We start from the raw sequence: 21,155 nt of genomic DNA, 5'->3' as shown, positions 1-21,155 counted from the left end.
GGCATGCGGTACGACAACCCGCTGGCCGCGGTCGGCAACACGCCCCTGGTGCGCCTGCCGCGGCTGTCGCCGTCCCCCGAGGTGCGGATCTGGGCGAAGCTGGAGGACCGCAACCCCACCGGCTCGGTCAAGGACCGCCCCGCCCTGCACATGATCGAGCAGGCGGAGAAGGAGGGCCGGCTCACCCCGGGCTGCACCATCCTGGAGCCCACCAGCGGCAACACCGGCATCTCGCTGGCCATGGCGGCCAAGCTCAAGGGCTACCGCATGGTGTGCGTGATGCCCGAGAACACCTCTCAGGAACGCCGGGACCTGCTCGCCATGTGGGGCGCGGAGATCATCTCCTCCCCGGCCGCGGGCGGCTCCAACACCGCCGTCCGCGTCGCCAAGGAGCTGGCCGCCGAGCACCCGGACTGGGTGATGCTCTACCAGTACGGCAACCCGGACAACGCCGGCGCGCACTACGCCACCACCGGCCCGGAGATCCTCGCCGACCTGCCCTCGATCACGCACTTCGTGGCGGGCCTGGGCACCACCGGCACCCTGATGGGCGTCGGCCGCTACCTGCGCGAGCACAAGCCGGACGTGCAGATCGTCGCCGCCGAACCGCGCTACGACGACCTCGTCTACGGACTGCGCAACCTCGACGAGGGCTTCGTCCCCGAGCTGTACGACGCCTCGGTGCTCACCACCCGGTTCTCCGTCGGCTCCGCGGACGCGGTCACCCGCACCCGTGAGCTGCTGCAGCAGGAGGGCATCTTCGCGGGCGTCTCCACGGGCGCGGCGCTGCACGCGGCGCTCGGCGTGGGCAAGAAGGCGGTCAAGGCGGGCCAGAGCGCCGACATCGTCTTCATCGTGGCCGACGGCGGCTGGAAGTACCTGTCCACCGGCGTCTACACCGCGGCCACCACCGAGGAGGCCATCGAGACCCTGCAGGGCCAGCTCTGGGCTTAGCGCCCGCCCCGCAACCTCGTGCACCCAGGCCCTGGCCCATCCGTCCGGCCGGGGCCTCGGCGTGCGCGGGGGAGGGGTTCCTGATGTGCTGGAAGGACATCGCTCCGGCATCCGGCACGCCAGGAAGCCACCCGATGTCAGGCACACCTCAGACGTCCCCACCGGCGTCGCGCACACCGCCCGGTCCGTCACCGGGGCCCCACCGGTCAAGGAAGGCGGCCGTCCCATGCGTCCACCGGCGCTCCCGCCCCCGCACCGCGCACTCTCGCCGCGGCGACGGCACCGCCGCGGTCCGGCCGCGGTGCACGGGCCGGTGCGGCGGGCCCGGCGGGCGGAGCGGGCCGCGGGAGCCCGGACGTCCGGGGCGCACCCGCCTCCGGGCGGCTCACCCGGCCAGGTAGCGCACCTGGTCCCACAGCACCGGGTCCACCACCCCCACCCGGCGCTGGAAGTTCCACACCGGCACCTCGCGCACCTCGTCGGTCTGCAGAAAACTGGTCCGCCCCTGCGCGTCCCCCACCGAGCCGGGCGGCAGCGGGATCACCCCGGCCCGCTCGTCGTGGTACTTGCTGGTGATCCCGGCGACCCTCGCCCGCTTGCCGTGCACCGACAGCACCAGACAGGGCCGGTCCTTGACCGCCTGGCCCTCCCCGAGGGGGACGGCGACCCACCAGATCTCCGCCGGCTGCGGGCGGGCGCCCGGACCGGCCGGCCGTCCCGGTGCCCGCAGTCTGCGTCCCGCGGGCCGGCGGCTGCGTCCCCAGCCGTCGACGAGCGTGGCGACGAGCGCGAGCAGGACGAGCGCCGCGAGCGCCAGCCACCAGGACGTGTCCATACGAACGACGTTACCGGCGCGCGACACGCGGTGCGCGCCCTTGGCCCTGCCTCGTGCGCCGCACGTCCAGCCAAACCGGTGACAGCGCAGGTGAGTTCCCCCACAACGACCCCGGGAGAAGGGGCTACCGGCCGTTTCGCGCCTTACGCTCGACGGACCGCACGACCCCCGTCACCTTCTGTATGTTTCCCGTCAGCGGAGGTTTCTGTTCCATGAAGCTCACCGTCGTCGGCTGCTCGGGGTCGTTCCCGTCCGCGGAGTCGGCCTGCTCCAGTTATCTGGTCGAGGCCGACGGCTACCGGCTGCTGCTCGACATGGGCAACGGCGCCCTGGGCGCGCTGCAGCGTTACTGCGGTCTCTACGACCTCGACGCGATCTACCTCAGTCATCTGCACGCCGACCACTGCATCGACATGCTCGCCTACTTCGTGGCGCGCTACTACCGCTACGACGGCGGGCGCTGCGCCCCGCTGCCGGTCTACGGACCGGAGGGCACCGAGCACCGGCTGACCACCGCCTACGCCGACACCCCCACCGCCTCGTCCATGAGCGAGGTCTTCGACTTCCGCACGGTCAAGCCGGGCACCTTCGACATCGGCCCCTTCACCGTGCACACCGAGCGGGTGGCCCACCCCGTGGAGACCTACGCCATCCGCATCGAGCACGGCGGCCGGTCCCTGACGTACTCCGGCGACACGGGCGTCTGCGGTGCCCTGGAGGACCTGGCGCGCGACACCGATCTGTTCCTGTGCGAGGCGGCCTTCACGGACGGCAAGGAGGACATCCCCGACCTGCATCTCAACGGGCGCCAGGCCGGCGAGGCCGCCGCCCGGACCGGTGCCCGGCGCCTGGTCCTCACCCACATCCCGCCGTGGACCGATCCGCAGACCAACCTGGCCCACGCCCGCGCGGTCTGCACCGTCCCGGTGGAGCTGGCGGCGCCGGGGGCGACGTACGAGATCTGACGTTGTCCGTGCAGGTGCTGTCTCGTGAGGCACCCTGAACAGTGAGCATCAGATGTCCGCGGCCTGCTCGGCCCTCTGAAATCGATCGTTCCGAGGATCCGAGCGGGCCGCTGACCCCGGGACGTCAGCCAGCAGCCGGGCGAGCCGCGTCAGATCCTCACCCACGCCTTGCCCAGCACCCCGGGCGGTCGCCTCACGGTAAGCGGGCACAACCACCTCGTATCGTCCGCTCGCAAGTCCGAGCGACGCCTGCAGATCGAAAAGGCGAGCTACCAGGTGGCGGTTGGCGGGTTCCTCCTCTGCGCCGACCGACGCGATCCTGTCGACAAGAGCGGAGAGCGCCCCGAGAAGTCTGCTCGACTCCCAAAGGGTGCGGTAGTAGGTGGCCTCCACCGTCCGTCCGGCTTCGCCGAGCAGGGTCGTGTAGGTCATGAGGGCGTCGGCCTCACCGAGCCGCAGAGCCAGCTCGCACAACAATGCCCATGAATCGACGACTCGTTCCGTGCGGTATCCGGGAGGTCCGGCCGGAACGGTGGTGCCTGCTGCCTCGGCCAGCTGGGCGAATGCTGCTCGTACCTCTGCCGCGGAAGCCGACGTGAGGTCCAGGCCGTCGCGGATCTCGTAGAAGACCCACTTCGGGTTGTCCGGCTCCTCGGCGCGGCATAGCTTGTCCAGCTTGACGTACAGGTGCCGCTTGGCTCGCTGCTCGATCACCTCCGGAAGGTAGCCGGAGTGATCGAAACGAACGTCGATCTGGACGCGTGCCGGAGCGTAGCCACGCCTGTCGTAGGGATGTTCGTGAACACGTCCGCGAAAGCGGAAGGGGCCGTCCGCCGGTATGATGCGCTGCGTGTTGGTGTAGACGGGGCCGTCGACGTCGGCGATGACAGGAGAGACGACGAAGTCGTGGTCGCCGAGCAGGAAGTCGAGTGCCGAGAGAGCTCGCCGCAGCCGACCCGCGTGAGCGGACGTGAGAACCTCGTCGGCGTCCACATGGCACAGCCAGCCGTTGTTGTGGACCTCACGGAAAGCGATATTACGCTGCAGGGAGAAATCGTTAGCCCATGGGGCAGACACGATGCATGTGTCGGTGCGGGCTTTCATAGCCCGCGCAATGGTGGAGTCGGTGGAACCTGAGTCGATCAGAAGGCAGTGGTCGATGTCCTCGGCCAGCGCCGCCAAGCAACGTTCGATCCGTTCTTCCTCGTCCCGGGTGAGTACTACCGCGTAGACAGGGCGCGGGCTGTACGACATATACGCCGTCGCCAGCTCATCCGTATCTGATGACGGCAGTGCCACGTCAGCAAGGTCCAATGAAACCGAAGTGACCAGGCTGAGGTCGGAAGCAAGCTTGGATTGGCTGAACGGCCCGGATTCACGGACGAGGGTCAAGAGATCTGAGAACTTCATCTGTGCGAGAGATTCCTGTCGAGCGATCGGCCGCTGAACCCAGGGAATGTTCAGAATCGAAGGCAACATCCTGAACATGGCCATGCGACACAACTATCTTGGTGCCCTTGACGGAGCGGAGCCCTTCCCACACCCGGACGACGGTATCACGATCTATGCCGCTGAAGGTTTCATCGAACAAGTACACCTGCGGGCCATGAAGTATCGCGCGAGCAATCGAAAGGCGCTGAAGCTGGCCGCGCGACAGGCCTGATCCGGTCTCCTTCATCGGTTCGTCCAAGCCCTCGGGCAGGCTCTGTATCACGTCCAGGAAACATGCGATCCGGCATGCTTGAAGTATGTCGGCCGTGCTGCGTGGGACGCCGAGAGTGAGATTCTCCCGGAGGGACGCGGTCAGCAGAACCGGGGTTTCCGGGACATACAGGACGTACCGAGGCAGCTCGGCAGCCGAAACACGGCTGATTTCGGCACCACCGATGGTGATGCTGCCGTCATATGTGTGATGCATTCCCGCCAGCAGATTGAGGAGCGTGCTCTTGCCTGAGCCGTTCGCACCTCGAATCAGCATGGTTGTGCCGTACGGGATGTCAAGGTCGAATCCGCTAAGAGTGTCGTGCCGGGCACCGGTGTAACGAAAGCCCAGTGACCGGATCCGGATGTCGACTGGCTCCAAAGGGGTTTCGCATCCTCCGCCGACGGGGAGGGCGAGTCGGGCATCGTCCTGTTGGAAGGTCACGTCCCGGTATCGTCCCAGCGCCGCAGAGGTGCGCTGCAGGACGACTTGGAGAGAGGCCACGGAGTCCATCGCCCCCAGGAAGTAGCCGGCCATGGTCAGGAAACCGAACACTTGGCCGACGGTGAGTGAGCCGGACATCATGCGACCGAGGGCCACCCAGGCCGCTACTACCGTGAAGATGGTCTGACTGGCCACCTTGATCACGGAATTGAGATTCTCCTGGCGGCCGAGCCGAGTTTCTGCGGTGATCCTGCGATCCAGTGCCCGGATCATCCGGGAGAGAGCGAAGTCTCGCCTCCCGTACCCTGTGAACTCGGCGTAACCGTGCAGAACGTTGAGTGTTTCGGACTTCAGAGTGGCATCCCTCTGTAGCGACTCCTGTGCCGCATCGCGGATCCGCGGGAAAAGGATGACCGAGCTGACAACATTGACCGCAGTGGGCGGGAGAAGAAAAATGAACAAGGTTGGATGGGTAGCGAGGAGGTAGCTGCCGACCGAGAGGACGACGAACACGTCCACGGCCGCTCGTACAGAGGTACCCGTAATGACGCGCTGAATCTCCTGTACGTCATCGATGCGACTTACCAAGTCGCCGGCCCGGCGGCTCTTGAAGTATTCAGCCGGCAGACGCAGGAGCTTCCTCAGGTAACGTTCCGAGAGCTGTCGTTGCAGCGACTGGCTCAACGCCACTATGGCTCGGCCGCGTAGGAACTGGATGCCTGCTGCTGCTGCACCGAGTCCTATGAACTCGACGGACATGACCGCAAGCTCGTACCGAGAGCTCCCGCCCAGGACGTGGTCCACGGCTATCTGAACGAAGAGACTGTTCAGTAGAGCGACCAGTGCGACGATGACAGTGGCGATGAGGATGAGCGAAAGATGCCGCCAACGGGAGCGCAGGGTCTGCCACAGCAGTCCGTACGCGCCCGAGGCTCTGATCCGGGCTCCGAGAGGAAGCCGGGCTGCAGGGCGGTCGGTCACCAAAGCCTCTCCGTGAAAGACCTCGGCGAGGACCTCCGGTGCTATCCGCATGGGGCGCTGCAGCAGAGGGTCACTGACCACCATGTGCCCGCTGTCGGTGACCTCGTGGACGACAATGAAGTGCCGATAGCCGTCCTCGTCCAACAGAATGATTGTCGGACCGGCCAGTCGTGCGGCCCTGATCAATTCCGACATGTCCAGGCGCAGCAGTTCGCTGTCCACGCCGTAACCGCTCAGCACCTCGCGCAGGCGTAGCAGGTTGGAACCGCGCTCGCCGAGCCCCGTGGACTCTCGGAGGAGTGCCGCGTCCACAGCAATTCCGTGCCTAAGAAGGACGGTCCGCAGGCATGCCGGGCCGCAGTCGGTCTCCCCGGACTGATGAGTGTGGTACCTCTGCCACTTCACCGGACAACCCCTGGCCTAGACATGGGCGCGCCCGCCTCGGGACGAGGCGGGCGCGTATTTCCTATTACAGCTTGTCGCACCCCAGCGACTTCCAAAGCTGGTAGTAGTCGCCGTAGCTGCACGACATCGGGTTGCCGATCTGAGCGAAGATCCACTCGCACTGGGCGCGGCTCGGCGTCCCCTCACCCGATGCTGCTGCCGCCTCCTCGTCGGTAAGCGCGGTGAAATTCAGATCACGCAGAGCTTGCAGGCTCATCATTTCCCCACTCGTTGTCGGTATCAGCCGTGATCGGCTTGCAGTGAATCTAGGATGTTTGTGTGACGTGATCAACAGACGGTCGATGTGATCCTGATCACTGCAACCGTTTGGCTTGTAGAGGGATGGTGCGGCGGGGTTCAGTTGAATTATGTACTAATGATAAAGACCGGACCTCTGGGTAGTCAGAGGTCCGGGGCGCGGCACGTGGCTAGATTGCGTCGGCTTTGATGGCTTATTCCAGCTCCTCGTCGGGCTCTCGGCCCGGAGTTGGCAGATTGAACTTCGTGATGGCAACACGGAAGACTGTGTAATAAACTGCCGCGAAGCACAGTCCGACTAGGGCCAGACCCCATGGTTTGGTTGCGATGCCCAGATTCAGGAAGAAATCTACCGCTCCGGCAGAGAAGCCGAATCCGTCTTTCATTCCGAGTGCCCAGGTCAGCGCCATGGAAACGCCGGTCAGGACTGCGTGGATGCCGTAGAGGACGGGCGCGATGAACATGAACGTGAACTCGATGGGCTCGGTCACGCCGGTGACGAAGCTGGTGAGCGCAAGAGAGAGCATCATGCCGCTGACGGCCTTGCGTCGTTCCGGGCGGGCACAATGTGCCATGGCAAGGCATGCGGCCGGCAGGCCGAACATCATGACGGGGAAGAATCCCGTCATGAACTGGCCCGCGCTCGGGTCCCCGGCCAGGAAGCGCGCGATGTCGCCGCTCTTGCCATGGTAGTCGCCAGCCTGCAGCCAGGGGAACGAGTTTAGCAAGTGATGCATGCCGATCGGAATCAATGCACGGTTGGCGACTCCGAAGATTCCCGCCCCGACGGCCCCAGAATCGACCAGCCACTCGCTGAATCTGTGAAGACCGGTGCCGAGTACTGGCCAGATGTAGCCGAAGACGATGCCGATGATCAAGCCTGCTAGGGCCGACAAGATGGGTACAAGGCGGCGGCCGCCGAAGAATCCCGCCCAATCCGGCAGTTTTGTGCGATGGAAGCGCTGGTAGAGCAGTGCGACGGCGATTCCCATCACGACGCCGCCGAGGACCTTGGCATCCGCAGGGGCGGCCTGGTAGACGATCTTGCCGTCGATGGCTGTCGCCACTTTCGGCAGATTGTCGTCCGTGAAAGTGCCGAGCACGCTCTTGAATACCAGGTAACCGACGACTGCCGCGAGCGCTGTAGATCCATCGGACTTCTTGGCGAAGCCGATAGCGATGCCCACGGCGAAAAGCAGCGCCATGTTATCGAGAATGGCGTTGCCACCGGCCGTCATGAAGGACGCGATCCTCGTGAGGAAGTCCGGGAAGGACGGGCGGCCCAGCATGTCTGTGTTGCCGATGCGAACCAGAAGGGCGGCGGCGGGCAGGACCGCGACCGGCAGCATCAGACTGCGACCGATCCGCTGAAGCACGGCCATCGAACTGGCGCGGTTCCCTTTTTTCTTGGCCGCAGGAGCGGTGCTGGCCGTGGTCACTAGATCCTCCAGTCGGGCATGGCTGTGGTCTACACCACTCCCAGTGGTGTAGACCTGTTGTAGCACGACAGGGACGGGGAAGGAACCCGCGATTCAGCGACGGATCAGCTACCGTGCGTGCGCCCAGCGGGCCCGGTGCACCGCGACCTCTCAGGCCTTGGTGACGTCCTCCGTCTCGCCCTCGGGCTCCCGCCCCGGCGTGCGCAGACCGAACCGCGTGATCGCGAAGCGGAACACCGCGTAATAGACGACGGCGAAGCACAGCCCGATCGGCACGATCGCCCACGGCCGCGTCGCCAGGTGCCAGTTGATGACGTAGTCGATCAGGCCCGCGGAGAAGCTGAACCCGTCGCGCACCCCCAGCGCCCACGTCACCGCCATCGACACCCCGGTGAGCACCGCGTGCACCGCGTACAGCACCGGGGCGACGAAAAGGAACGAGTACTCCAGCGGCTCGGTGATCCCGGTGACGAACGAGGTCAGCGCCACCGACAGCATCAGCCCGCCGACCTCCTTGCGGCGCGCGGGCCGGGCGCTGTGCGTGATCGCCAGGGCCGCCGCCGGCAGCGCGAACATCATGATCGGGAAGAACCCCGAGGTGAACTGCCCCGCCTGCGGATCCCCGGCCAGGAACATGTTGATGTCCCCGTGCACCACCGTGCCGTCCGGCTTGGTCCAGCTTCCGAACTGGAACCAGATCGGCACGTTGAGGAACTGGTGCAGGCCGATCACCAGCAACGCCCGGTTGGCCAGCCCGAAGACACCGGCGCCCCACGCCCCGGCCGCGTTCAGCCACGCACTGAACGACTCCAGCGCCCGGCCGACCGGCGGCCACACCCACAGGCACAGCGCCGCGAACAGGATCGCCACGAAGGCCATGACGATCGGCACCAGGCGCCGGCCGTTGAAGAAGCCCAGCCAGTCCACCAGCCGCGTGCGGTGCAGACGCTGCCAGAAGAGAGCGGACAGCAGCCCCATCACGATGCCGCCGAAGATCCCCGGATTCTGGTAGGTGAACGCCGTCACCGTCCCGTCCGCCCCCTGGCACCCTGTGGCCATCGTCCTCGCTCCAGCCGGGCAGGCGAGGGGGAACTGGTGCAGCACGTTGTAGTAGACGAGGAACCCCACCACCGCCGCCAGCGCCGTCGAGCCGTCCGTCTTCTTCGCCATGCCGATCGCCACACCGACGCAGAACAGCAGCGGCAGACCCAGCTGACCGTCCAGCAGCGCCCCGCCTGCGCCCGCCATCACCTTCGACACGGCGCCCCAGCCGAGCCCGTCCGCGCCGAACACGTCCGGCTGGCCGAGACGGTTGAGGATGCCCGCGGCCGGCAGCACCGCGATCGGCAGCTGCAGGCTCCGGCCCATCTTCTGCAGTCCCTGGAAAGCCCTGTTCCATCGCTCGCGGACGGGGGAGACTCTGGCATCGGCGCTGTCGGCGGTCATCGGCGTCCTCCGCGTTTGGCCGGGGCGCGGGCCGTGGTGTAGACCAGTTGACGGACGGTTCCGCGTCGTGATGGCCAGCATGGGGCACCCACGGCACGACCGCTCGCGAAGATGGGCCACCTGTGGGTTACTGCGACATAGCGGTTCGGATCTAGGAGAAGAGACATGGCCAGCAAGGCTGAGAAGATCGTTGCCGGGCTCGGCGGCATCGACAACATCGAAGAGGTCGAGGGCTGCATCACCCGGCTCCGCACCGAGGTCAACGACCCCTCGCTGGTCGACGAGGCCGCGCTCAAGGCCGCCGGCGCCCACGGCGTGGTGAAGATAGGCACCGCCATCCAGGTCGTCATCGGCACCGACGCCGACCCCATCGCCGCGGAGATCGAAGACATGATGTGAACCGGCACGGTTCACCGTCCAGGGGGCTCCTTCCGGTGCGGAGGGAGCCCCTTTGGCTCGGGGGACTAGGCTCGGCGCCATGTCTCGCATCGACGGCCGCACCCCCGAACAGCTCCGCCCCGTCACCATCGAACGGGGCTGGAGCAAGCACGCCGAGGGCTCCGTCCTCGTCTCCTTCGGCCACACCAAGGTCCTGTGCACCGCCTCCTTCACCGAGGGCGTGCCCCGCTGGCGCAAGGGCAGCGGCGAGGGCTGGGTCACCGCCGAGTACGCCATGCTGCCCCGCGCCACCAACACCCGCGGCGACCGCGAGTCCGTCAAGGGCAAGATCGGCGGCCGTACCCACGAGATCAGCCGCCTCATCGGCCGTTCCCTGCGCGCCGTCGTCGACTACAAGGCACTGGGCGAGAACACCATCGTGCTCGACTGCGACGTCCTGCAGGCCGACGGCGGCACCCGCACCGCCGCCATCACCGGCGCCTATGTCGCCCTCGCCGACGCGATCACCTGGGCCCAGGACAAGAAGCTGATCAAGCCCGGCCGCAAGCCGCTGACCGGCAGCGTCAGCGCCGTCTCCGTGGGCATCGTGGCCGGCGTGCCCCTGCTCGACCTGTGCTACGAGGAGGACGTGCGCGCCGACACCGACATGAACGTCGTGTGCACCGGCGACGGACGCTTCGTCGAGGTTCAGGGGACCGCCGAGGCCGAGCCGTTCGCCCGTGAGGAACTCGACGCCCTGCTCGGCCTCGCGGTCACCGGCTGCACCGAGCTGGCACGCATCCAGCGCACCGCCCTGGAGCAGTAGCCGGCACCGGCCGCCGCAGCGGCGGTCACGGCGACGCGCCGGTCCCGGGCGTACGGCACCCCCGCCGTGCGCCCGGCCCCCGGACCGGGGGACCGGCACGGTCGCGGACCGCACCCCTCCGCCCGCCCCCGGATACTGGTGGGCATGACCCGCTTGATCCTCGCCACCCGCAACCCCGGGAAGATCACCGAACTCAGGGCGATCCTCGCCGAGGCCGGGCTGCCCCACGAACTCGTCGGCACCGACGCCTACCCGGACGTCGCCGACGTGAAGGAGACCGGCGTCACCTTCGCCGAGAACGCGCTGCTCAAGGCGCACTCCCTCGCCCGGGCCACCGGCCTGCCCGCCGTCGCCGACGACTCCGGGCTCTGCGTCGACGTCCTCGGCGGTGCCCCCGGCATCTTCTCCGCCCGCTGGGCCGGCCGCCACGGCGACGACGAGGCCAACCTGCGCCTGCTGCTCGCCCAGCTCGCCGACATCGCCGACGAGCACCGCGCCGCCCACTTCGCCTGCGCGGCGGCCCTCGCCCTGCCCGACGGCACCGAGCGGGTCGTGGAAGGTCGGCTGCCCGGAGTGCTGCGCCGCGAACCCGCCGGCACAGGCGGCTTCGGCTACGACCCGATCCTCCAGCCGGAGGGCGAGAGCCGCACCTGCGCCGAGCTGACGCCCGAGGAGAAGAACGCGATCAGCCACCGCGGAAAGGCGTTCCGGGCCCTGGTGCCGGTGATACGGGAGCTGCTGGGCTGACACGGCCCGCGTACAAGTCGGGGGAGATGCCGGAAGAACCGGAAGAAGAGACAGGGGCCGTCCAAAGGGCGGCCCCTGCGGGGGTGCGGCCGGTGGGAGTCGAACCCACATGGGCAAACGCCCCGAGGCACCTAAAACCTCTGCTTATACCGTTCAGCAACGGCCGCGTGCGTGCCCATGCTACCGGGGGCGCCGCCGCGGTCCACGCCCGATGCCGCGGCTCGCCCCCCGTCGACTCCCGGGCACGCGGCGGCCGTCCGGCCCGCGTCAGATCCCCAGATCCTTGATGATCTTGGCCACATGCCCGGTGGCCTTGACGTTGTACAGGGCGCGCTCGACCGTGCCGTTCTCGTCCACGATCACCGTGGAGCGGATCACACCCGTGACGGTCTTGCCGTACAGCTTCTTCTCCCCGAAGGCGCCGTAGGCCTCCAGAACCTTCTTGTCCGGGTCGGACAGCAGGGTGACCTTCAGCGACTCCTTCTCCCGGAACCTCGCCAGCTTCTCCAGCTTGTCGGGGGAGATGCCGATCACGTCGTACCCGGCACCGGCCAGCAGGTCGAGATTGTCGGTGAAATCGCAGGCCTGCTTGGTGCAGCCGGGGGTGAGGGCCGCAGGATAGAAGTAGACGATGACCTTGCGGCCCTGGTAGTCGGCCAGCGACACCTCGGTGCCGTCGGCGTCGGGGAGGGTGAAGGCGGGGGCCACGTCCCCTGCCTGGAGTCGCTCGGTCATCGAAGGTCTTCTCCTCGCGCATGCCTGTACCGTCGCTGTCGAGGGTAACCGGGGGTGCCGACCGTGCGGTCGCGGCGCGAACTGACAGACTGTGCTCGACAGGCATCAGTGGACTTCGGAGGCGGTACGGTGGCGGACACGGCGGACACCAGAACACCGGCTGAGATCGAGGCGGACATCAGGCGCCGCCGCGAGGTACTGGCCGAGACGCTCGACGAGATCGGGATGCGGGTGCACCCCAAGACGATCGTCGGGGACGCGAAAGCCAAGGTCGTCTCCCACGTCGATCACACCTTGGGCCGGGCCTACGTCCAGGTCAACCGGGTGGTGAGCGAGGTGCGGTCGCAGTTCGTGGACGCGGACGGAGCGCTGCGCGTCGAGCGGATCGTGCCCGTCGCGCTGCTCGCCGTCGGAGTGGTCGGGCTGCTCACCCTGGGCGCCCGTCGGCGCCGGGACTAGCCATGGTCCGCCGGCAGGCTCCCGCGGCCGCCACCCAGCCGCGTCAGGACACGGTGAAGGCAGGTAGGTTCGAGGCGTGAGCGCCAACAGAAACGAGCAGAGCACCCACCACGACAAGCTGCCCATTCGCATGCTGCACGACCGGGTGCTCGTCCGGCAGGAGACGACCGAGGGCGAGCGGCGTACGGGCGGCGGCATCCTCATCCCCGCCACGGCCGCCGTGGGACGCCGCCTGGCCTGGGCCGAGGTCGTCGCCGTCGGGCAGAACGTGCGGACCGTCGAGCCCGGCGACCGGGTGCTGTTCGACCCGGAGGACCGGGCCCAGGTCGAGGTGCGCGGCACCGCGTACGTGCTCATGCGCGAGCGTGACCTGCACGCCGTGGCCGCGGACCGGTTCGAGGGGTCGGAGGACTCCACCGGCCTGTATCTGTGACCTGTCACCCCAGCGCACGCCGAAGGGGCCGGTGACCGTCCGCGGTCACCGGCCCCTTCGCCGTGTTGTTACCCTCGCAAGCGAACCCGACGAGACGCGCCGTACCGGGTCGAAGGCAAAGACGACGCATTGCTCTGTGCCATCCGTCCGGATCCGCGACGACGTCCGGCGTCGTCGCCCGTCGCCTTCGGGGGTGCCCGTCGTGGCCTGGGTTCTGCTGATCGTCGCCGGCCTGCTGGAAGTGGCCTGGTCGATCGGGATGAAGTACAGCGAGGGCTTCACCCGGCCCGTCCCGAGCGTGCTCACCGTCGCCGGGATCGTCGCGAGCATGCTGCTGCTGTCCCGGGCCACCCGCTCCCTGCCGATCGGCACCGCCTATGGCGTGTGGGTGGGGATCGGCGCGGCCGGTGCGGCGGTGCTCGGCATGCTGGTCTTCGGCGAACCGGCGACCGCCGCCCGGATCTTCTTCGTGTGCCTGCTCCTGACAGCGGTGGTGGGGCTCAAGGTGACCTCCGGTCACTGAGCCCCACCCGGCATGTGCCCGGGTGTTCCCGGGGACGGTCTTGCTACGGCTGGCCGACGAGGCCGGGGCCCGCGCCCGGGCCGCCCGGTCCCGCCGCACCGCCGGCATCGGTGCCGCCGGTGGCCGGCATGCCGCCGCCCGTGCCCGGACCGCCGCCGGTGTCCGCGCCACCGGTGGTCGACGTGGAGCCGCCGGTGGCCGGACCGCCGCCGGTGTCCGCGCCGCCGGTGGGCGGCGTGCCGCTGCCGGCGGTGTCACCCGCGGTCCCGGCCGTGCCGCTGCCCGGGGTGCCGCCGGTCTGGCCCGCGTCGCCCTGGCCCTGCCCCTGGACCTGGCCCTCCTGGCCCGGGGTGGTGGAACCGCCGGGGGTGTCCCCGCCGGGCGTGCCGGTGCCCGGCTCGTCGCCGCCCGGGGTCTGCGCGGAGCTGTCGCCGGGAACCGGCTGCATCCGGTCGGCGCCCGCCTGCATCCGCAGATCGAAGTCGTGCGCCGGGGTGCCCTTCAGCGCGTCCCGGGTGAACTGCGCCCAGATCTCCGCCGGCGCGCCGCCGCCGTTGATGCGGGGCAGGCCCATCGCGCCGTACAGCGACTTGTGGGCGGCGGTGTCCGGGTCCTGGCCCATCACCGACACCACGGTGGCCAGGTCGGGGGTGTACCCGGCGAACCAGGCCGCCGTGTCCTCCTCGGCGGTACCGGTCTTGCCGGCGGCGGGCCGGCCGGCCGCCTTGGCCGCGGTCGCGGTGCCGTTCTGCACCACGGACTGCAGCACGGCGGTGGTGGTGTCGGCGGCCTCACGGCTGATGGCCTGGGTGGTGGCCTGCTTCGGCAGGTTCACCGCCTCGCCGCCCTTGGTGATCTTCTTGACGATGGTGTAGGTGCCGTGCCGGCCGTGGTTGGCGAGCGTGGCGTAGGCCTGCGCCATGTCCAGAACACTGGCCCGGGCCACACCGAGCGCGATGGACGGGTAGGCGCTCAGCTCCGGGGTGTCCTTCGGCAGGCCCAGCGCGATCGCGGTGTCCTTCACCTTGGACGAGCCCACGTCGACGGCCATCTGCGCGTACACCGCGTTGACGGACTTGTCGGTGGCCTCGCGGACGGTGATGTTGCCGTAGGAGTGCTGGTCCTCGTTCTCCGGGGCGTAGTAGCCGGTCCAGCCGCGCACCGGGCGCTTGTTGGTGCCGTCGTAGGCGGTGTTCGGCGTGATCGGGCGGCCGTCCTGGGTCCGGGAGCCGTTCTCGACGGCCGAGGCCAGGACGAACGGCTTGAAGGTGGAGCCGACCTGGAAGTCCCGGCGGGTGGCGTTGTTCGTGTACTGCTGGACGTAGTCGATGCCGCCGTACATGGCCACCACCTCGCCCGTCTTCGGGTCGATGGCGGCACCGCCGGCCCGCACATAGCGGTCGACCTTGTTGTTCTCCTTGTCCAGCTTGTTCATCAGCTGGTCGTCGACCGCTTTGACGAAGGCGTCCTGCTTGTTCTTCTGCAGGGTGGTGGTGATGCGGTAGCCGCCGGTGGCCAGCTCCTGCTCGCTGAGGATGTGGTTCCGGTCCAGGTAGTCCTTCACCGCGCGGACGATGTAGCCGCGCTGGCCGGCCAGGCCGACCGGCACGGTGGCCTGCTTGGGCATCGGGAACGTCATCCCGGCCCGCTCGGAGGCGCTCAGCCAGCCCTTCTTGACCATGCCGTCCAGGACGTAGTTCCAGCGGGCCACGGCGGCGTCCTTGTTCTCCGGGTGGGCGACGACGTCGTACTCGCTGGGCGCGTTGACCAGCGCGGCCAGGTAGGCGGCGCGCGCCGGGTCCAGGTCCTTGGCGTCCATGCCGTAGTAGGCACGGGCGGCGGCCTGGATGCCGTAGGCGTTGCGGCCGAAGAAGCTGGTGTTCAGGTAGCCCTCGAGGATGTCGTCCTTGGACTTGCTGCGGTCCAGCTTGATCGCGATGAAGAACTCCTTCACCTTGCGGGTGACGGTCTGCTCCTGGCCCAGGTAGTAGTTCTTCACGTACTGCTGGGTGATCGTCGAGCCGGACTGCTTGCCCTTGCCGGTGACCGTGTTCCAGCCGGCGCGGACCATCGCCACCGGGTCGACCGCCGACTCGGTGTAGAAGTCGCGGTCCTCCGCGGCCAGCACCGCGTGCTGGGCGTCCTTGGAGACCTGGGCGAGGGAGACGTTCTCCCGGTTGATCTCGCCCTCGCGGGCGATCTCGCTGCCGTCGGCGTACAGGTAGACGTTGGCCTGCTTCATCGCCAGGGCGTTGGCCGCCGGGATCTTCACCAGGGAGTACCCGAGGAAGAACGCGCCGATCAGCAGCACGGCGAGGGTGATGACACCGCCCAGCACCATGCGCCAGGTGGGCACCAGCCGCCGCAGTCCGCGCCGCTTGGGCCGCTTGCCCTTGCCGTTGCCCTTGTCCGAGGAGGCGTCGGCGCCGGGACCGGCGGCCGGTGACGCCGCGGCGGCCGCGGACGCCGTGGCGATCGTCGCGGTGGAGTCCGGGGCGCCGGCCGCGGGGCCGGAGGCGTTCGCCGCCGTCGCGCCCGGGACGGTGCCGCGGGAGTCGGCACCGGCGGCACCGGCGGCTGCGGCCGCTCCAGCCGCTCCCGGAGTCTTCCGCGCCTTGCCGGCCTTCCCGGCGGAGACGGCGGTGATCTTCGTGGTGGGCGTGTCGACAGCACCGGCACCGGCAGCGGCCGCAGCCCCGCCGGCCCCGCCCTGCCGGGTGTCCCGGCGCGCGCCCGCGGCGTCACCGGAGCCGCCGGTGATGCCGCTGGCCTTGGCGTTCGGCGACGCCTCGTCCGCGGCTCCCTCGGCCCGGGCCGCCGCAGCGCCCGCCGCCGTGCCGGTGCCACGCGTCGTACGGCCGGCCGGCGCCCCCGCGCCCTCGCGCCGCGCCTCCGCGCCGGAGCCGCCGCGCGGGGCGGCACCCTTCGCTCCGGAGGCTCCCTCGCCGGCCTCGGCTCCCTCGGCGCGAGCCGGTCCAAAGGCCGCCTTCGCGCCGTCGGCTCCCGCGCCCCCGGCGGCCTTCGGCGCGCCCGCGCGGTCGTCCGTCACGTCCGCCGGCCGCCGTGCGGCCCGGACGTCCTCCTGCTGCCTGCCCGCCTCAGCGCGCTCCGCCTGCTCTCCGGCCCGGTCCCGGCCCCGGGCGTCCGGCCCGGACGGGCGCTCGGCACGCCCGGACGCGGGCTCGGACTCGGACGCGGGCTCGGGCTCGGACGCGGGCTCGGAGGCCGGCGCGGACCGCTTCTGGGAACGCCGCTCGTCTCCGCCCCGGCCTTCCTCTGCGGCCCGGACGCCGTCCCCGGCCGGGGCCCCGCCCCGGCGCTCGGCCGGCCCACCGTCCCCGGTGCCGGGCCGGCCCCCCGCGGCCCGCTCCTCACGGGTGGGCCCGGCCGCCCTGCTGTCCTCCGCCGCGGCGGAGGAGCGGGCCGGGGTGCCGGCCGGGCGCGGTGCGGGCCCCTGGGCCCTCGCCCGCGGCTGCCCGGCCTGCGGCTCGGTCGGCTGCTGGGCCTCGCCCTGCGTCTCGCCCTGCGCCTCGGCCTGTGGCCCGGTCGGCGGTTCGGTCGGCGGCTGCGCCTCGGCCCGAGGCTGCGGCTCGTCGCTCATGTCGTGCACGGACTCCTGTTTCGCGTCGTACGTCTCCGTACGCTCTCAAGCGCCTTCTGCGCCCCCGGATGAAGACTGCCGCACCATGCTCCCCGGTTCCGGTCCCGGGCCCCGCATCCACCGGCACAGGGCCGGTGAAAACGGGACAGGACCGGTGAAAACATGTGGCAGGCCGCGCTGTGCACGCACTACGCTTCCGCGCTCGGGTCAACGGTCCTTGGAGGGCGTGACGTGGGCGCCTTGCGGTTGTACGCGGCCGTCGCGGCGGGGGGCTTCAGACGGTACGCGACGTATCGGGTGGCGACGGCGGCCGGGGTGTTCACCAACACGGTGTTCGGAGTGATCCTCGTCCACACCTACCTCGCGCTGTGGGACGCCAGGCCGCATCTGGGCGGCTACGACCAGGCACAGGCGGTCACCTACGTGTGGGTGGGGCAGGCCCTGCTCGCCACGCTCGCCATCGGCGGCGGCGGTGTCGAGCGTGACCTGATGGAACGCATCCGGACGGGGGACGTCGCCGTCGACCTGTACCGCCCCGCCGACCTGCAGGCCTGGTGGCTGGCCGCCGACCTGGGCCGGGCCCTGTTCCAGATGGTGGGCCGCGGACTGGTCCCCCTGCTGTTCGGGGCGCTGTTCTTCCCGGTCGCGCTGCCCGCCGACCCCGTCACCTGGGCCGCCTTCGCCGGCACGGTGCTGTCGGCGATGGTGGTCAGCTTCGCCCTGCGCTACCTCGTGGCGCTCAGCGTGTTCTGGCTGCTGGACGGCATGGGCGTGGCACAGGTCGCCCACCTGGTCGGCTACTTCTGCTCGGGCATGCTGCTGCCGCTGAACGTCTTCCCCGGCCTGCTCGGCGAGGTCGTCCGCCTGCTGCCGTGGTCCGCGCTGCTGCAGAACCCCGCCGATGTGCTGCTCGGCCACGCCGACCCGCTGGACACCTACGTCTTCCAGGGCGCCTGGGCGGCGGCCCTGCTGGCACTGGGACGGCTGCTGCAGCGGGCGGCGACCCGGAGGGTGGTGGTCCAGGGTGGCTGAGATCACAGGACCGGGACCGGGCGCCGGCGGACCAGCGGGCCCAGCCGGGCCGGGCGGACCCACGCGCCCAGCCACAACCGGCGCACCCGCGAGCACAGCCGGTACCTGGTCACCCACGGGCCCAGCCGGCACCGGCGGCAGCCGGCTCACGGACGGGCTGCGGGCCTACCTCCTGGTCGCCGGGATGTGGCTGCGCTCCACCATGGCCTACCGCGCCTCCTTCGTCATGACCACGGTCGGGCACTTCGCGGTGACCGTGCTGGACTTCGTCGCGATCCTGCTGATGTTCTCCCGCGTGGACGCGCTCGCCGGCTACACCCTGCCCGAGGTCGCCTTCCTCTACGGCCTGTCCAGCGTCTCCTTCGGCCTGGCCGACCTCGCCATCGGCTCGATGGACCGGCTGGGCCAGCGGGTGCGCGACGGCACCCTGGACACGCTGCTGGTGCGCCCGGCCCCGGTGCTCGCCCAGGTCGCCGGGGACCGGTTCGCCCTGCGCCGGCTGGGCCGCGTCACCCAGGGCGTCCTCGTGCTCGGCTACGCCCTCGCCGTGCTCGACGTGCACTGGACGGCCGGGAAGGTGCTGCTGGTGCCGATGACGGTGGTGAGCGGCACGGTGATCTTCTGCGCGGTGTTCGTGGCCGGCGGGGCCTTCCAGTTCGTCGCGCAGGACGCCGTCGAGGTGCAGAACGCCTTCACCTTCGGCGGCGCCACGCTGCTGCAGTACCCGCCGACGGTGTTCGCCAAGGAGCTGGTGCGGGGGGTGACCTACGTGCTGCCGCTGGCGTTCGTCAACTGGCTGCCCGCCGCCCATGTGCTGGGGCGGCCGTACCCGCTGGCGCTGCCGCAGTGGACGGCGTTCGTCTCACCGCTGGTCGCCGCGGCCTGCTGCGCCCTGGCGGGCCTGGCCTGGCGGGCGGGGCTGCGCGCGTATCGCAGTACGGGAAGCTGAGGGGAGCGTGAGGAGCGGGCGATGGACCGGGACAGCGGACCGGACGGTGCCTTCATCGACGTCGACCGTGTCGAGAAGGTCTTCGACGTACGCCGGAAGACCGGGTTCCTGCGGCGGGAGAGGCGACGGGTGCGGGCGGTCGACGGGATCTCCTTCCGTGTGGCGCGCGGCGAGATGGTCGGCTGCATCGGCCCCAACGGCGCGGGCAAGTCCACGACGATCAAGATGCTCACCGGCATCCTCACCCCGAGCGCCGGCCGGCTGCGGGTGGCCGGCATCGACCCGGCGCGCGAGCGCGGGCGGCTGGCGCAGCGCATCGGCGTGGTGTTCGGGCAGCGCACCACGCTGTGGTGGGACCTGCCGCTGATCGACTCCTACCGGCTGATGCACCGCATGTACCGCATCCCCGACGCCCGCTACCGGGCCAACCTCGACCGCTGCGTGGACCTCCTCGATCTGTCCGGCCTGCTGGACGTCCCGGTACGCCAGCTGTCGCTCGGCCAGCGCATGCGCGGCGACATCGCGGCCGCCCTCCTGCACGACCCCGACGTCCTCTACCTGGACGAGCCGACCATCGGCCTGGACGTGATCAGCAAGGCCAGGGTCCGGGAGTTCCTGAGGACCCTGAACGCCGACCGCGGCACCACCGTGCTGCTGACCACCCACGACCTGCAGGACATCGAACAGCTGTGCTCACGAGTGGTGGTCATCGACCACGGGCGGCTGATGTACGACGGTTCGCTCGCCGGACTGCACGAGGCCGGCGGCAGCGAACGCGTCCTCGTCGTCGACCTGGAGCGGGAGCTGCCGCCCATCGACGTGCCGCCCGCCCGGGTGGTGCGCGTCGAGGGGCCCCGTCAGTGGCTGGCGTTCCCGGCGGACCGGTCGGCGGCCCCGCTGGTGGCCCGGATCGCGGAACGCTGTCCATTGGTGGACCTGTCCGTGCGGGAGCCGGACATCGAGGCGGTGATCGCCCGGATGTACGCGCAGGGCGTGGCCGACAGGACCGAGCGGGCGCTGTCGTAGCCGGCCGGGGGACCGCCGCGCCCGCGCCCCTGCCGGCCCCCGTGCGCCCTCGCGAGCCCGGCGACGCAAGGGGAATGCCGGCCTCCGGCCGACGCTCTCGTCTTGCGCGCGCCCGCCTCGTACGCTGCTGCCCATGACCGACGAAGCCCCGGACCTGCGCGCGTCCGACGCCGACCGCGAACGAGTCGCCGAGGTCCTGCGGGACGCCCTGGCCGAAGGGCGCCTGGACATGCAGGAGTTCGACGAACGCCTGGAGGCCGCCTACAAGGCGCGCACCTACGGGGAGCTGGCGCCCCTCACCCGTGACCTGCCCGCCGGGCAGGCGGTGACGGCCGCCGGGGCCGCCCCTGCGGTGTCCCTGCGCAAGGACCCGGTGCCGGACAGCGGCTGGCGCGGCCGGATCGTGGGCGGCGAGGGCTCCTCCTCGTGGGCCGTCGCCATCATGTCCGGCTTCCAGCGCAAGGGCACCTGGACCGTGCCCAAACGGTTCAACTGCTTCGCCTTCTGGGGCGGCGGCGAGATCGACCTGCGCGAGGCGGACTTCGCCGACGGCGAGGTCGAGATCAACTGCGTCGCGATCATGGGCGGCATGCAGGTGATCGTGCCGCCGGGGGTCGAGGTGGTCGTGCGCGGCATCGGCATCATGGGCGGCTTCGACCACCGCGAGGACGGCGTGGCGGGCGAGCCCGGCGCCCCGCGCGTGATCGTGACCGGCTTCGCCTTCTGGGGCGGCGTGGGCGTCGAACGCAAGCCCGCCAAGGCCGAACAGGCCCGTCTGAAGGAGCAGCGCCGCCAGGAGAGGCTGGAACGCCGGGCCCAGCGCAGCGAACTGCACGCCTCCCGGCGCGACGAACGCCGCGAGGACCGGGAGCGCCGCCGGCAGGGCCAGGCCTAGCCGGGTTCACCCTCCGCTTCGTTCGCCAAGCCGTCCCTCGTTGCCCCGAACCCCGGCTCCCGTCCCGCGAGCCGGCCAGGAAG

General features: G+C 70.0%; 20 protein-coding genes, 1 tRNA gene and 1 riboswitch. Of the genes, 12 read left to right on the top strand and 9 right to left on the bottom strand.

Going from position 1 to position 21,155, the window contains the following annotated elements; translation table 11 throughout:
* The first annotated feature begins 3 nt into the window (after positions 1-3).
* Positions 4-954 carry a PLP-dependent cysteine synthase family protein gene (locus IE286_RS21655; protein WP_125499722.1) on the top strand — a complete coding sequence of 317 codons (951 nt, stop codon included), beginning with the start codon at positions 4-6 and terminating at the stop codon, positions 952-954.
* A gap of 385 nt (positions 955-1,339) precedes the next feature.
* Here IE286_RS21655 and IE286_RS21650 read toward each other — a convergent pair whose 3' ends face one another.
* Complete coding sequence (locus tag IE286_RS21650; RefSeq protein WP_189798431.1) at positions 1,340-1,789, bottom strand: type II toxin-antitoxin system PemK/MazF family toxin; 450 nt, start codon at positions 1,787-1,789, stop codon at positions 1,340-1,342.
* A 212-nt stretch (positions 1,790-2,001) separates the two neighbouring features.
* On the opposite strand from IE286_RS21650, the gene IE286_RS21645 reads away from it, so the two are divergent.
* A complete protein-coding gene (locus IE286_RS21645) occupies positions 2,002-2,754 on the top strand; it encodes an MBL fold metallo-hydrolase (protein WP_189798430.1) in 753 nt (250 codons plus the stop codon).
* Between the two features lie 48 nt (positions 2,755-2,802).
* Here IE286_RS21645 and IE286_RS21640 read toward each other — a convergent pair whose 3' ends face one another.
* The 5 genes from IE286_RS21640 to IE286_RS21620 all read right to left on the bottom strand — a co-directional run bounded on the left by IE286_RS21640 (position 2,803) and on the right by IE286_RS21620 (position 9,468).
* Entirely contained in the window at positions 2,803-4,164 is a 1,362-nt protein-coding gene (locus IE286_RS21640) for a glycosyltransferase (protein ID WP_189798429.1), read from the bottom strand.
* The gene (locus IE286_RS21635) at positions 4,130-6,286 is read right to left on the bottom strand and encodes a peptidase domain-containing ABC transporter (protein WP_189798428.1); all 2,157 of its coding nucleotides are present in this window, start codon (positions 6,284-6,286) and stop codon (positions 4,130-4,132) included. Before IE286_RS21635 ends, IE286_RS21640 begins: the two co-directional genes overlap by 35 nt.
* Positions 6,287-6,350: 64 nt before the next feature.
* Positions 6,351-6,542 (bottom strand): hypothetical protein, encoded by a 192-nt coding sequence (locus tag IE286_RS21630; RefSeq protein WP_189798427.1) that lies wholly within the window; start codon positions 6,540-6,542, stop codon positions 6,351-6,353.
* A gap of 235 nt (positions 6,543-6,777) precedes the next feature.
* Entirely contained in the window at positions 6,778-8,022 is a 1,245-nt protein-coding gene (locus IE286_RS21625; protein WP_189798426.1) for a PTS transporter subunit EIIC, read from the bottom strand.
* A 150-nt stretch (positions 8,023-8,172) separates the two neighbouring features.
* Positions 8,173-9,468 carry a PTS transporter subunit EIIC gene (locus tag IE286_RS21620; protein ID WP_189798425.1) on the bottom strand — a complete coding sequence of 432 codons (1,296 nt, stop codon included), beginning with the start codon at positions 9,466-9,468 and terminating at the stop codon, positions 8,173-8,175.
* 165 nt (positions 9,469-9,633) lie between these two features.
* On the opposite strand from IE286_RS21620, the gene IE286_RS21615 reads away from it, so the two are divergent.
* The 3 genes from IE286_RS21615 to rdgB all read left to right on the top strand — a co-directional run bounded on the left by IE286_RS21615 (position 9,634) and on the right by rdgB (position 11,419).
* Entirely contained in the window at positions 9,634-9,867 is a 234-nt protein-coding gene (locus IE286_RS21615) for a PTS sugar transporter subunit IIB (RefSeq protein WP_189798424.1), read from the top strand.
* Between the two features lie 79 nt (positions 9,868-9,946).
* Positions 9,947-10,672, top strand: a complete 726-nt coding sequence (gene rph, locus IE286_RS21610) for a ribonuclease PH (RefSeq protein ID WP_189798423.1) — start codon at positions 9,947-9,949, stop codon at positions 10,670-10,672.
* A 144-nt stretch (positions 10,673-10,816) separates the two neighbouring features.
* A complete protein-coding gene (gene rdgB / locus IE286_RS21605; protein ID WP_189798422.1) occupies positions 10,817-11,419 on the top strand; it encodes an RdgB/HAM1 family non-canonical purine NTP pyrophosphatase in 603 nt (200 codons plus the stop codon).
* 84 nt (positions 11,420-11,503) lie between these two features.
* Here rdgB and IE286_RS21600 read toward each other — a convergent pair.
* Both IE286_RS21600 and bcp read right to left on the bottom strand, forming a co-directional pair.
* Positions 11,504-11,586, bottom strand: a tRNA-Leu gene (locus IE286_RS21600).
* 100 nt (positions 11,587-11,686) lie between these two features.
* Entirely contained in the window at positions 11,687-12,154 is a 468-nt protein-coding gene (gene bcp, locus IE286_RS21595) for a thioredoxin-dependent thiol peroxidase (RefSeq protein ID WP_189798421.1), read from the bottom strand.
* Positions 12,155-12,283: 129 nt separating this feature from the next.
* On the opposite strand from bcp, the gene IE286_RS21590 reads away from it, so the two are divergent.
* The 3 genes from IE286_RS21590 (at position 12,284) to IE286_RS21580 (ending at position 13,569) form a co-directional block, all read left to right on the top strand.
* Positions 12,284-12,613, top strand: coding sequence for a DUF3618 domain-containing protein (locus IE286_RS21590; RefSeq protein WP_189798420.1), 330 nt, complete (start codon positions 12,284-12,286; stop codon positions 12,611-12,613).
* A gap of 76 nt (positions 12,614-12,689) precedes the next feature.
* Positions 12,690-13,046 (top strand): GroES family chaperonin, encoded by a 357-nt coding sequence (locus IE286_RS21585; protein ID WP_125499712.1) that lies wholly within the window; start codon positions 12,690-12,692, stop codon positions 13,044-13,046.
* A 70-nt stretch (positions 13,047-13,116) separates the two neighbouring features.
* Positions 13,117-13,177: riboswitch (guanidine-III (ykkC-III) riboswitch) on the top strand.
* 71 nt (positions 13,178-13,248) lie between these two features.
* Positions 13,249-13,569, top strand: a complete 321-nt coding sequence (locus tag IE286_RS21580; RefSeq protein ID WP_189798419.1) for a DMT family transporter — start codon at positions 13,249-13,251, stop codon at positions 13,567-13,569.
* A 43-nt stretch (positions 13,570-13,612) separates the two neighbouring features.
* On the opposite strand, the gene IE286_RS27955 is transcribed toward IE286_RS21580, so the two are convergent.
* Positions 13,613-16,045 (bottom strand): transglycosylase domain-containing protein, encoded by a 2,433-nt coding sequence (locus tag IE286_RS27955; RefSeq protein WP_443743031.1) that lies wholly within the window; start codon positions 16,043-16,045, stop codon positions 13,613-13,615.
* 1,356 nt (positions 16,046-17,401) lie between these two features.
* Between IE286_RS27955 and IE286_RS21570 the strand changes: the two genes are divergently transcribed.
* The 4 genes from IE286_RS21570 (at position 17,402) to IE286_RS21555 (ending at position 21,072) form a co-directional block, all read left to right on the top strand.
* Positions 17,402-18,202 carry an ABC transporter permease gene (locus IE286_RS21570; protein WP_229863281.1) on the top strand — a complete coding sequence of 267 codons (801 nt, stop codon included), beginning with the start codon at positions 17,402-17,404 and terminating at the stop codon, positions 18,200-18,202.
* Positions 18,203-18,359: 157 nt separating this feature from the next.
* Positions 18,360-19,151: an ABC transporter permease gene (locus IE286_RS21565; protein ID WP_229863327.1), complete on the top strand. Its 792-nt coding sequence runs from the start codon at positions 18,360-18,362 to the stop codon at positions 19,149-19,151.
* Positions 19,152-19,172: 21 nt separating this feature from the next.
* Positions 19,173-20,177, top strand: a complete 1,005-nt coding sequence (locus tag IE286_RS21560) for an ABC transporter ATP-binding protein (protein WP_189798416.1) — start codon at positions 19,173-19,175, stop codon at positions 20,175-20,177.
* 133 nt (positions 20,178-20,310) lie between these two features.
* Positions 20,311-21,072 carry a DUF1707 SHOCT-like domain-containing protein gene (locus IE286_RS21555; protein ID WP_189798415.1) on the top strand — a complete coding sequence of 254 codons (762 nt, stop codon included), beginning with the start codon at positions 20,311-20,313 and terminating at the stop codon, positions 21,070-21,072.
* Positions 21,073-21,155: the final 83 nt, after the last annotated feature.

The sequence above is a fragment of the Streptomyces thermodiastaticus genome (genome assembly GCF_014656135.1).
Lineage (GTDB): Bacteria > Actinomycetota > Actinomycetes > Streptomycetales > Streptomycetaceae > Streptomyces > Streptomyces thermodiastaticus.
This window is presented reverse-complemented; position numbering and strand designations above follow the sequence as displayed.

What these genes read in the sequence shown, in the direction of transcription:
- IE286_RS21655 (WP_125499722.1), top strand. Translation starts at nt 4, where the DNA reads ATGCGGTACGACAACCCGCTGGCCGCGGTCGGCAACACGCCCCTGGTG.
- IE286_RS21650 (WP_189798431.1), bottom strand. Translation starts at nt 1,789, where the DNA reads ATGGACACGTCCTGGTGGCTGGCGCTCGCGGCGCTCGTCCTGCTCGCG.
- IE286_RS21645 (WP_189798430.1), top strand. Translation starts at nt 2,002, where the DNA reads ATGAAGCTCACCGTCGTCGGCTGCTCGGGGTCGTTCCCGTCCGCGGAG.
- IE286_RS21640 (WP_189798429.1), bottom strand. Translation starts at nt 4,164, where the DNA reads ATGAAGTTCTCAGATCTCTTGACCCTCGTCCGTGAATCCGGGCCGTTC.
- IE286_RS21630 (WP_189798427.1), bottom strand. Translation starts at nt 6,542, where the DNA reads ATGAGCCTGCAAGCTCTGCGTGATCTGAATTTCACCGCGCTTACCGAC.
- IE286_RS21620 (WP_189798425.1), bottom strand. Translation starts at nt 9,468, where the DNA reads ATGACCGCCGACAGCGCCGATGCCAGAGTCTCCCCCGTCCGCGAGCGA.
- IE286_RS21615 (WP_189798424.1), top strand. Translation starts at nt 9,634, where the DNA reads ATGGCCAGCAAGGCTGAGAAGATCGTTGCCGGGCTCGGCGGCATCGAC.
- rph (WP_189798423.1), top strand. Translation starts at nt 9,947, where the DNA reads ATGTCTCGCATCGACGGCCGCACCCCCGAACAGCTCCGCCCCGTCACC.
- rdgB (WP_189798422.1), top strand. Translation starts at nt 10,817, where the DNA reads ATGACCCGCTTGATCCTCGCCACCCGCAACCCCGGGAAGATCACCGAA.
- bcp (WP_189798421.1), bottom strand. Translation starts at nt 12,154, where the DNA reads ATGACCGAGCGACTCCAGGCAGGGGACGTGGCCCCCGCCTTCACCCTC.
- IE286_RS21560 (WP_189798416.1), top strand. Translation starts at nt 19,173, where the DNA reads ATGGACCGGGACAGCGGACCGGACGGTGCCTTCATCGACGTCGACCGT.
- IE286_RS21555 (WP_189798415.1), top strand. Translation starts at nt 20,311, where the DNA reads ATGACCGACGAAGCCCCGGACCTGCGCGCGTCCGACGCCGACCGCGAA.